This is a genomic window from Nocardia sp. NPDC050697, from assembly GCF_040654395.1.
In the GTDB taxonomy this organism is placed as follows: Bacteria; Actinomycetota; Actinomycetes; order Mycobacteriales; family Mycobacteriaceae; genus Nocardia.
On record NZ_JBFAHY010000003.1, the window covers coordinates 480,918 to 490,536 of the forward strand.

At 71.2% G+C, this 9,619-nt stretch carries 13 protein-coding genes and 1 pseudogene; 2 read left to right on the forward strand and 12 right to left on the reverse strand.

Translation table 11 applies throughout. From position 1 onward, the window contains the following. Positions 1-31 precede the first annotated feature (31 nt). The 9 genes from AB0H71_RS13965 to AB0H71_RS14005 all read right to left on the reverse strand — a co-directional run bounded on the left by AB0H71_RS13965 (position 32) and on the right by AB0H71_RS14005 (position 3,815). On the reverse strand, positions 32-574 hold the full coding sequence (locus tag AB0H71_RS13965) for a hypothetical protein (RefSeq protein WP_357019557.1): 543 nt from the start codon (positions 572-574) through the stop codon (positions 32-34). Beyond that, the gene (locus tag AB0H71_RS13970; protein ID WP_357019559.1) at positions 571-993 is read right to left on the reverse strand and encodes a DUF6283 family protein; all 423 of its coding nucleotides are present in this window, start codon (positions 991-993) and stop codon (positions 571-573) included. Before AB0H71_RS13970 ends, AB0H71_RS13965 begins: the two co-directional genes overlap by 4 nt. A 52-nt stretch (positions 994-1,045) precedes the next feature. Continuing rightward, the gene (locus tag AB0H71_RS13975; RefSeq protein WP_357019562.1) at positions 1,046-1,291 is read right to left on the reverse strand and encodes a hypothetical protein; all 246 of its coding nucleotides are present in this window, start codon (positions 1,289-1,291) and stop codon (positions 1,046-1,048) included. Next, entirely contained in the window at positions 1,288-1,482 is a 195-nt protein-coding gene (locus AB0H71_RS13980) for a hypothetical protein (protein WP_357019565.1), read from the reverse strand. The genes AB0H71_RS13975 and AB0H71_RS13980 overlap by 4 nt, the downstream gene beginning before the upstream one ends. A gap of 70 nt (positions 1,483-1,552) precedes the next feature. Next, a complete protein-coding gene (locus AB0H71_RS13985; protein WP_357019568.1) occupies positions 1,553-2,008 on the reverse strand; it encodes a hypothetical protein in 456 nt (151 codons plus the stop codon). A 142-nt stretch (positions 2,009-2,150) separates the two neighbouring features. Next, positions 2,151-2,582, reverse strand: a complete 432-nt coding sequence (locus AB0H71_RS13990) for a hypothetical protein (RefSeq protein ID WP_357019571.1) — start codon at positions 2,580-2,582, stop codon at positions 2,151-2,153. Next, positions 2,579-3,415 (reverse strand): BRO family protein, encoded by an 837-nt coding sequence (locus AB0H71_RS13995; RefSeq protein WP_357019573.1) that lies wholly within the window; start codon positions 3,413-3,415, stop codon positions 2,579-2,581. The genes AB0H71_RS13990 and AB0H71_RS13995 overlap by 4 nt, the downstream gene beginning before the upstream one ends. Continuing rightward, positions 3,412-3,582 carry a hypothetical protein gene (locus AB0H71_RS14000; protein ID WP_357019576.1) on the reverse strand — a complete coding sequence of 57 codons (171 nt, stop codon included), beginning with the start codon at positions 3,580-3,582 and terminating at the stop codon, positions 3,412-3,414. Before AB0H71_RS14000 ends, AB0H71_RS13995 begins: the two co-directional genes overlap by 4 nt. Beyond that, positions 3,579-3,815 (reverse strand): helix-turn-helix transcriptional regulator, encoded by a 237-nt coding sequence (locus tag AB0H71_RS14005; RefSeq protein WP_357019579.1) that lies wholly within the window; start codon positions 3,813-3,815, stop codon positions 3,579-3,581. The genes AB0H71_RS14000 and AB0H71_RS14005 overlap by 4 nt, the downstream gene beginning before the upstream one ends. 152 nt (positions 3,816-3,967) lie before the next feature. Here AB0H71_RS14005 and AB0H71_RS14010 point away from each other — a divergent pair, with 152 nt between their 5' ends. Next, positions 3,968-4,324 carry a helix-turn-helix transcriptional regulator gene (locus tag AB0H71_RS14010; protein WP_357019583.1) on the forward strand — a complete coding sequence of 119 codons (357 nt, stop codon included), beginning with the start codon at positions 3,968-3,970 and terminating at the stop codon, positions 4,322-4,324. 603 nt (positions 4,325-4,927) lie between these two features. Here AB0H71_RS14010 and AB0H71_RS14015 read toward each other — a convergent pair. Further along, entirely contained in the window at positions 4,928-6,331 is a 1,404-nt protein-coding gene (locus AB0H71_RS14015) for a recombinase family protein (protein WP_357019586.1), read from the reverse strand. 28 nt (positions 6,332-6,359) lie between these two features. Next, a pseudogene (locus AB0H71_RS14020) lies at positions 6,360-6,965 on the reverse strand (aminotransferase class I/II-fold pyridoxal phosphate-dependent enzyme); the annotation flags it as partial. A gap of 623 nt (positions 6,966-7,588) precedes the next feature. Here AB0H71_RS14020 and AB0H71_RS14025 point away from each other — a divergent pair. Beyond that, positions 7,589-8,350, forward strand: a complete 762-nt coding sequence (locus AB0H71_RS14025) for a M23 family metallopeptidase (protein ID WP_357020368.1) — start codon at positions 7,589-7,591, stop codon at positions 8,348-8,350. On the opposite strand, the gene purD is transcribed toward AB0H71_RS14025, so the two are convergent. After that, positions 8,337-9,611 (reverse strand): phosphoribosylamine--glycine ligase, encoded by a 1,275-nt coding sequence (purD, locus tag AB0H71_RS14030; protein WP_357019589.1) that lies wholly within the window; start codon positions 9,609-9,611, stop codon positions 8,337-8,339. The two genes, AB0H71_RS14025 and purD, sit on opposite strands and share 14 nt — an antisense overlap. Between the last annotated feature and the right edge of the window lie 8 nt (positions 9,612-9,619).

Below are 9,619 nucleotides of genomic sequence, written 5' to 3' on the forward strand. Positions count from 1 at the left end.
GCGGGAGGGTGGGGACGGTTACGGGCGGGCATCAGGCACCGCCTCGGCTGCACTCCGGGCAGGCGCGAGCCGGGCGCCCGATTGCGCCCGCCGCCTCTTCCTCGCTTCCGTCGTGGTACCAGCCGCGCCCCTGACAACCGCTCACGCGACCAGAGGGCCGAGTGGTCATCTCGGGATCGGGGTCGTCGAGCTCGCCGCACCCAGCGCAGCGGCCGTGCTCGTAGATCTCGTGGGTGCAGTCCTCGCCCTCCACCGTCGGGAGGTCGGCGAGGTCCGGGGGCTCGTCGTCCACGGCCACCGCCACGGTGTCGAGCAGCGACGCCGGCGGGGTGTAGGTGGCCGCCAACTCCCGCAGCCGCTTGCGCACCCAGCCGTGCCCGAACCCGGCCCACGTCTCCGGCTTGCCCGGACCGGCCAGCGCCGCGGCCACCACCTCGTCCGGGTAGGCGTGATGCCAGATCACCGCGATGCCGTAGCCGTCGCGGCCGAACAACGTGACCGCTGGGTGGGTGGTGGTTTTGTTGACGGCCCAGCCCAGGGAGAGGGCGTACGCCTCCAGCTCAGCGCGGGTCACGACTCGACCCCGATCACGCCGGGCCGGGAGCGGGCGATCTTGTTCATCAGCCGCACCGCGGCCTCACGCGGGTCGTCCATCTCCGCCTGTCCGTGGTCGGCCGCCTCGTTCCCGGAGGCGAACAGCTCTACCGGGGACTCGTAGGCGAACACCGCCGGGTCCATCGAGCCGGTGAGCACGGCCATGCGCAGGCCGAGGGAGTCGGCGCCGTGGCATCCGACCCATCCCCCGCACAGCCGCGCCTGATCGCTGTCGGCGTCGACCTGGTGGCACTGGAACAGCTGCATCATCCGCGGCCCGTGCTGGTCGTCGTAGTCGCGGAGCTTCTCGTAGTCGGCGAAGGACCACACCGCGGACGGGACGTCGACCCGGTAGGGGCAGGACTCGCACGGGCGGGGAGCGGGCGGGCGCAGGCTCACCGGGCACCGCCGATCACGGTCGGCCACAGCTGCGTCGAATGGATGATCGCGGTCATCGCTGGACCTCCTCGGAGGTGACGAGGGAGACGTGGGACAGGGCGATCGGCTTGCGCACACCCGCGACGTGCACGACGGCGGTGCGGCCGACGACCATCGCGGCGGAGGTGGTGCGGGCGGGCACCCAGTCGGTGCCGTTGTGGATGCGGACCTCGGTGCCGTCCGGGAACCGGGCGTTCCAGTAGTCGCAGCGGTCCTGCGCGTCGGCGAGCGCCGCGGCGGCGGGGAAGGTGTCGGTCACGACTGCTCCTCGGCGGGCACGTACTTCCGCAGCAGCCCGGAGTAGCTGAGCTGGCGGCGGCGGTTCGAGCCCTCCAGCCCGCGCACCATGAACATCCGCTCGCCGCACCAGGGGGACGCCTCGGACTCCACCTCGATGAGGCGGGTGCCGTCCTTCGATCGCCAGCGCTTGCCGACGGGGGTGACGGTCATGAAGTAGACTCCGTTCTCGGTTGTTGGTTCTGGTGGCCGTCGAGTAGGCGCTCGGCGGCCACAGCCCTGTTCAGGGGTTGGAGGCGCACCCCGCCCCGGACCCGCCGTCACGTGACTCGGGGTCGGGGTGCGCGGCCCCACTGCGCGGAGCGGAATCAGCTCGCAGTGGGGAAGACTCGGAAGCGGCCCAGGCGAGAAGCTCCGCCTGCCTCGGCAGGAACTCGCCGGGATGGGCCTTCTGGTACGCGCGCGTCACCCTCGCGTAGCGGTCGCTACAGGCCGCGCGGTTCACGCAGAAGTGGATGGACTCCCCGGTGAACCAGTCGACGCTCGGGCGGAACAGCTGCGACCCGACCCGCCCGCAGTGAGCACAGGTTTTCGACGCGGGCTTCCGCTTCGCCTCGGCGCGGCGCACGATCTCCCGCCCCACCTCCAGCGGCACCGACTCCCGCAACCGCTGCGCCGCCGGGGTACCGAGCGAGGACCGCTCGATCAGCTCCCGCATGCGCGGGTTGTCGCCGCTCATCGCTTCCCCTGCTCCGCGTGCCACGTAGCCGGGTGCCGGCGGCGGGCGTGAGCACGAGACGACCGGGCCTCGGTACGCAGGGCGTGAGCGATCAGAGCGGTCGGTACCAGGGCGGCCACCGCGGCGACGAACAGCACGGCGATCACGACGGCACCACCTGCAACCTGCGCGGCACGACCGGGAAGGTGCGCACCGTCAAGGTCTGCGGCGGGGTGACCGTGACTTCGTACGTCCCGGCCTCCATGCCCGGATCGGCCAGCAGCTTTCCCGTGACAATCCGCTCCGTGTTCTTCGCGGGGTCCGGGTGCCACACATGGATGTGGCCGTGGCCGCGCTCGATCTCGACCTCCGACCACACCCGGCGCCCGTCGGAGTACACGCCCCAGTCATGCGTGAGCGGTGCCGCGACGGCGATCATCTGCTCGCGCAGCGACTGCAACCGCTCGGCCACGTCCGGGTCGCAGCCGCCCTCACCGGGCGCCGCGCCGAACAGCGAATCGGTGACGCTGTCGATGCACCAGCCCATCTCGAACCGCATGTACTTGATGACGTCGAGGTGGGTGTAGCCGATCACGCCGCACCGCCGATCTGGCGCGGCAGCTCCAGCGTCCCGTTCGCGTCGATGAACCGGACCACCCGCTCCCAGGCGTACTCCTGCCCCTTCGGGGTCAGCTTCCCGGTGATGTAGTTGAACCCGCCCTCGGAGGTCCCCGGCTTGTTGTCGGCGTAGCCCTTCTCGATCGCCGCCGCGGTCGCCTGCCCGGAGTCGCTGCGGTTGCCGCGAACGAACAAGCCCAGCTTGCGGGTGGAGAGGAAGTCGTTGACCTCGGCCTGCTTGACCGCGACACCCCGCTCGGCCGCCCATGCCTTGACCTCGCGGAAGAACTGGGTGCGCGTGACCATGCCCTCCCCGGCGGCGTGGCGCTTGGCCCGCTCCACCATCGGTCGGTCAGCCTCGATCTGCTCCTGGAGCGCGAGCCGCTGCGCCCGCTCGGCCTTGGCGACCTGAGCGATCTCGATCAGCTTGTCCAGCGCGGTGTCCGGATTCGACAGGTCCAGCTCGGCCTGCGAGCCGGGGGCGATGTACGCGCCGCCCGTCTTGCGGATGGTCGGCAGCACCTCGGCCGTGATCCAGCGGCGGAAGGTCACCGCCTCCGCCTTGTCCGAGCGGATGACGATCTCGTACATGCCCGCCTCGGAGACGACCGTCATCTGCTGCGGCCCGCCGGGGGTATCAAGGGTGTGCGTCCGGCGCACACCCTCGTCCAGCCGAGAGGCAGCGCGACCGACGGCCGCGATCTCCAGCACCCGGCACAGGTCGGCGAGGACGAACCAGGGCTCGCCGTCGATGAGGACCGTGCGGACGGTGGTTTCGCCGTACTGGAACGGCATCAGGTCGGTGCTCATGCGGCGTTCTCCTGTCGTTGGGCGCGCTCGCGGTCCTGCCGCTCGAAGGCGCGGAGCAGCAGCACGGCCTGATCGAGATCGCTGGGCTTGAAGCGCTTCCGCTGCCTTGCCACTTGCTCGGCGATGGCCGCCTCGGTCGCGTCGTCCAGTCGCTCGCGGTAGCTCATGACGCCGTCCGCTCAGGGCTGTCCATGAGGTCGAAGAAGTCGACCTCCAGTGCGCGGGCGATCAGCTCGACCTCGTCGACAGTGAAGGCGGTGGCACCGCGCAGGCGTCGGCGAAGGGTTTCGCGTGGTATGCCTGTGATGTCTGCCACAGCCGTCTGGGAGACCGAGGAGCCCTCAATGGCCGCTTCGACGCGGGCTCGAACCCGCCGCGACCGGTCGGTTAACCTCTCCATATGGATAGGCTACCACCCATTTGGGTTGCAGCAAGCGAACGGCAGACCCTAGCCAGTGGTGGTCGTTAGTCCCAAATCGGACCGGGCGTTACCGTGGGACAGCCCCATATCCGCACTAGTTTCCGCCCCATATGGGCCGCTAACCTACCCATATGGCTACGAACCCTCGTCGGATCGGCGAGTCCACGCGCTTGATCGCGACCGCGATCAGGATGACGCGGGCCGCCAAGCGGATGACGCAAGAGGATCTGTCCAGCAGATCCGGGATACCGGTCCCCACTCTCAGCAAGATCGAAAAGGCGCTCACCGCCATCGATGTCGACCAGCTGGATCGAATCACCCAAGCCTTTGGGCAGGACATGGGCGATTTCGTTCGGCGGGCATACTCGACCGCCGAGCTGTATCAGGCGGACGGCTCCCTGAATCCCGCGCAGGTCACCGGATATGCGCTTTCGGATGAGGAAATGCGTGAACTGAATTCGGATGACGACACGAGCGACAAGGGCTGACGCGTACGAATTCCAGTCACCCATTCACGCTGCCGGAATTTCCAACCCGGTAGGGCATTTCGACCCTGGACACACACCCGAGTGGCGGCGGCGATGAGGCTCAGCCGCTGCTCGGGTGTGATGCCATGCCGAGGGGTGTAGCTCACCGCGCCGGAGTTCTCGTGGACCGCACCGATGTGAGCCCACCCGTCGCGCACAGCTACCGTCCCGCGCGGGGGCCGGGGAATCGCGCCGATCATCTCGGCCAGCGCTTCGGGGGAGAGCAGGGGCCAGGCCCCGCCCGCGCTCATCTTCCCGGTCCGGTAGTCGTCGCCGCCCCGACAGAACTCACACGTCACCTCACAGCAATCGCGCTTGAACCCTGACGGACCCCGGCTCCGACCCTGCTCCCACGCGCCGTGATAGTCCGACAAGATCAGACTTTCAGGGGATGATCCCCTCTAGCAGATCATACGCAAACCCGTGATCTAAGTGACGGTTTGGACAAATCGGTTGTGAGGAATGCGCATCGGTTCCGACACGCCGAGGTCTCGGCATCCAATCCGTATCCCCGGCTTGACCGCGCGGTTATGCAACGAATGAGGGTCAGCTACTTCCGGGCGGTTATGCCAGGGCTCCGATCGGGAATACCTCTACCCCGGTCAGCTCCTTGGTATTTCGCGTCGGGTAAATGATCACACTCACGCACGAGCGCAGCACCTGGCGCTTCCTCTCCAGGGATTGCACCTTCCACCGATCCCGCACCCCAGCCCCCACGAGATCCCTCAACAGCGGATCGACCTCCCGGAATGTCACCCTCGCACGCACCTCCGCGATCTGCGAATCCACCTCGGCCTCATACGTCTTCACCGCCAGCGCCGACAACCCGCCCCGGGCCGCGTCACGCAGCCATGTCAGCTTCGCGTCCTCCAGCCGCTTCACCTCGGCCAGCACGTCCTCCAGCGATGGCCCGCTCTCATCGAGCGGGGCTGACAGCTTCGCCTCCACGGCCGGGTCCTCCAGCAGGGACAGCAGCACGTCCTGCACGAAGGCATCGACCACCGCCATCGACCGCGAGCAGTGCCCCGCCTTGCAGCGGTAGGTGTGCACGCTGCGCGGCCGGTTGCGCACCGGCAGCTTCGGACTCATCGGCCCCCCGCACACCCCGCACTCGGCGATGTAGGACAGCAGGTAGGCGGTCTTCGGCCCGCGGTCGCTGGTGCGCCGGCCAGGGTCGGTCAGCAGGGAATGCAGCTGCTCGTGCTGCTCCACGGTCAGGATCGGCTCCCACTTTCCCTCCCGCGCCACCTGCCCCGCTGAGGTCCGCAGCCCGGCGTAGGTGGGGTTGATGAGGATCAGGCGCAGCGTGCGCCCCGACCACACCCCCGTGCCCCCAGCTGCCCGCCAGCGCTGCTCGAGCGACGCCGCCAGCGGCATCATCCGCTCCCGGTTCAGCGCCCGCCTGGCCGCCTCCCGGATCACCTCGGCCTGCTCGGGGATCGCCTCCCGCCGCAGCGGCTCACCCGTCGTGGAGTCCCGGACGATGCGATACCCGCGCGGCAGCTTCCCGTGCGCCCGCCCGTCCTCCAGCGCCTCCTGCACGCCACGGCGCGTCGCTTCCGACAGGTCGTCCCCGAACTCCTCGGCGCGGATCGCGTCGGCGTTGGTGGCCCGTCGGTCGGCTGGGACGGTCATGTCGTAGGTGCGCCCGCCGTACCGCCACAGGGTCCGGGTGTCGATGCACAGGCGACGCAAGTCAACGTAGTCGTCGAGGTCGCGGTGCGCCCTGTTGCCAGCGAACGACCACACCAGATCGATGTCCCCGGCTCGGGCGCGTTTGAGCGTGGCGAGGAAGCCGGGACGTTCAGCGACGCGGCGGTACCGTGAAGCGGACTGCTTGTCGGTGTAGACGGCCACGACCTCGGCGCCGATGGAGGCCAGGTCGCGGCGGCCGACCTTCTCCTGGTCGGTCACGGATTTCTCGCCGGGCTTGGAGACGCGGGCGTAGATGATGGCGCGCAGGGTCACCGTTCGACGATACCCCGCATCGACATTTCTCCTCCGAGATGAGCAGGGTGCCGTTCGCCTCGCACCAGCGCGCCAGCGCGGCGAGTTCCGCCGGGTCGATCATGGTGCCGGTGGGGTTGGCCGGGCTGGCGACAATCAGCCCGGCCGGTGGCTCGGGCAGCGTCTCCAGCATGGCGACGGTCGGCTGGAAGCGGGTCTGCTCGCCGCAGTCCAGCTCCAGCACCGCGCAGCCGAGCGCGGTGAGGGTGTTGCGGTAGGCGGGGTAACCGGGGCGGGCCACCACCACGGTGTCACCGGGGTCGAAGGCGGCCAGGAAGAGCAGGGTGAAGGCGCCGGAGGAGCCGGTGGTCACCACGACCTCCTCCGGGTCGACCGGGTAGCCGTAGGTCGCGGTGTGGTGCTCGGCGATGGCGGTGCGCAGCGGCAGGATGCCGAAGGTCTCGGTGTAGCCGAGCAGCTCGGTGCCGAGTGCGGCACGGGTGGCGCGCAGTACCGGCTCCGGAGCTTGGGTCGACGGTTGCCCCGCGGCCAGTACCAGCACGTCACCGTGGCTGCGGGCGCGCGCGGCGGCGGCCTTCCAGACGTCCATGACGTAGAAAGGGGGGATGGTCGACCGGCGCGATTCTCTGGACACCCGTCCGACGGTAGAGCACCCGTCCGCGGGTAACCGGGGTTATGGTCGGCGCAATGGACGATGAGGCGCGCAGCCCCCGCCTCGACCGCGCCGGGGCCACCGGGGGCACCGTGATCGTCCCGCCCGACTGGCGCAAGCGGTGGCGGCGGGGGAAGGGTGGTGCGCCGGAGGCGGTGGGGAACGGCGCCGCCAATGGCGATGCGAGCGATCCGCGCGACGCGGAGCCTCGCGACTCCGGCACGGGCGAGTCGCGCGCGGATTCGACCGCGAGTGCCGCCGACACGGCGGAGCGCGGCGAGACCGGCGCGGTCGACGCCCACGCGGCGCAGCACGGCGACCCCAACGCTGCGCAACACGACGACTCCAGTGGGGCGCGGCACGATGCCGGGATCGGCTCGGCGGAGCGCGCCGACGCCGACGGCGACGGCGACGGCGACGGGCTCGGGGCAGACGTCGATGACGATGCCGCGACGGCACCGCGCCCCCTGGCGCTCCGCGCCCGCGGCCCCCGCGCCTGGGCGGGCTGGTCCACCCTGAAGACCCTGCGCCACGACGCCGCCGCCACCCTCCGCGAGGCCCCCAACCCCCGCGAACTCTGGCAGCGCCGCCCCTCCGGGGACGAACTGCTCACCCACGCCAAGGACCACCGCTACCTCATCGCGGCCGTCCTGGTGGTCGTCGTCCTCGCGACCGGCGACGCCGCGAACAACGGCGCCATCGTCGACCGCCCGCTCGCCCCCGGCGAGGCCCAGCGCGTCGCCTTCCCGTATCCCCCGCAGGTCCAGACCTCGACCCCGTCGATCCGCCGTCTCCTCGACGCCGTCGCCAACGGCGAGCGCCTGCGCGAACAGGCCGTGGTCGCCGCCGCCGCCCGCGCAACCCTGGAGCGCGCCCGCGCCGAGGCCGCCGCGGCCGCCGCGGGCGAGGCGGTCCCCTGGCTCACCACCGGCGTCGCCCCGGTCCCCGGCAGCACCCCCGGCGCCGTCATCCCCGGCCCGGGTGGCATCGTCCTGCCCGCCCGCGGCCTTTTCACCAGCGGTTTCGGCTCCCGCTGGGGCACCATGCACCAGGGCATCGATATCGCGGGCCCGATCGGCTCACCGATCTACGCGGTCGCCAACGGCACCGTCATCGACGCCGGCCCGGCCCAGGGCTTCGGCCTCTGGGTGCGGATCCGGCACGACGACGGCACCATCACCGTCTACGGCCACATGTACGACTTCTTCGTCTCGGTCGGCGAGCGGGTGCCCGCGGGCATGCAGATCGCCCGCATCGGCAACCGCGGCGACTCCACCGGCCCGCACCTGCACTTCGAGGTGATCGAGGGCGGCCAGCATGTGGACCCGCAGCGCTGGTTCGCGCTCCGCGGCCTCAGCTTGAACTGAGCGAGATCCGGTTCTGCACCGCGCCGAGCCCGATATCGGTGCGGTAGTGGCTGCCGGGCAGCTTGATCGAGCCGATCCGCGCGTACGCCCGCTCCCGCGCGGCGGCGAGGTCGGCGCCGGTGCCGACCACGTTCAGCACCCGGCCTCCGGCCGAGACGAGCGCGCCGTCGCGCAGCGCGGTCCCGGCGTGCAGCACGGTGGCCTCGTCCGGCCCTGCCTCCCCCGCCCCGCCGATGACATCGCCGAGCCGGGGCCGCGCCGGGTAGTTCTCGGCGGCGAGCACCACCGTCACCGCGGCTCCGTCGGCCCAGCGCGGCGCGGGGACCTCCGCGAGCCGCCCGGTGGCGGTGGCGTGCAGCAGCTCGCCGAGCGGGCTCTCCAGCAGCGCCAGCACCGCCTGCGTCTCCGGATCGCCGAAGCGGCAGTTGAACTCGACGACGGCGGGCCCGGCCGCGCCCATGGCGAGCCCGGCGTAGAGCAGCCCGGAGAAGGACGAGCCCCGCCGCACCAGCTCGGCGGCGACCGGCTCCACCACGTCGCGCACGATCTCCGCGACGGCGTCGGCGGGCAGCCAGGGCAGCGGGGTGTAGGCGCCCATGCCGCCGGTGTTCGGCCCGCTGTCGCCGTCGCCCACCCGCTTGTGGTCCTGCGCGGGCAGCAGCGGCACCACCGTCTCCCCGTCGACCAGGCAGAACAGCGACACCTCCGGCCCGTCCAGGAACGACTCCAGCAGCACCGGGTGCCCCTGCTCCAGCAGCTCGGCGCCGTGGTCGCGGGCGGTGAGGCGGTCCGGGGTCACCACGACGCCCTTGCCCGCGGCCAGCCCGTCGTCCTTGACCACCCAGGTGGGGCCGAAGCGGTCGAGCGCGGCGTCCAGGTCGGCGGGGGTGTCCACGATCTCGCTGTGCGCGGTGCGCACCCGGGCGGCGGCCATGACGTCCTTGGCGAAGGCCTTCGAGCCCTCGATCCGCGCGGCCGCGGCCGACGGGCCGAAGCAGGCGATCCCGGCCGCCCGCACCGCGTCAGCGACGCCGAGCACCAGCGGCACCTCGGGGCCGATCACCACGAGGTCGGCGCCGATCTCGCGGGCCAGCGCCACCACCGCCTCGCCGGACGACGGGTCGACCGGCCGCAGCTCGGCGTGCTGGGCGATGCCCGCGTTGCCCGGCGCGACGACGACGGCCGTCACCGACGGGTCCTTGCGCAGGGCGAGGACGAGGGCGTGTTCACGGGCTCCGGAACCGATGACGAGTGCGCGCACGCGCAACA

What these genes read in the sequence shown, in the direction of transcription:
- AB0H71_RS14010 (WP_357019583.1), top strand. Translation starts at nt 3,968, where the DNA reads ATGGCTACGAACCCTCGTCGGATCGGCGAGTCCACGCGCTTGATCGCG.
- AB0H71_RS13995 (WP_357019573.1), bottom strand. Translation starts at nt 3,415, where the DNA reads ATGAGCACCGACCTGATGCCGTTCCAGTACGGCGAAACCACCGTCCGC.
- AB0H71_RS14000 (WP_357019576.1), bottom strand. Translation starts at nt 3,582, where the DNA reads ATGAGCTACCGCGAGCGACTGGACGACGCGACCGAGGCGGCCATCGCC.
- AB0H71_RS13980 (WP_357019565.1), bottom strand. Translation starts at nt 1,482, where the DNA reads ATGACCGTCACCCCCGTCGGCAAGCGCTGGCGATCGAAGGACGGCACC.
- AB0H71_RS14005 (WP_357019579.1), bottom strand. Translation starts at nt 3,815, where the DNA reads ATGGAGAGGTTAACCGACCGGTCGCGGCGGGTTCGAGCCCGCGTCGAA.
- AB0H71_RS13985 (WP_357019568.1), bottom strand. Translation starts at nt 2,008, where the DNA reads ATGAGCGGCGACAACCCGCGCATGCGGGAGCTGATCGAGCGGTCCTCG.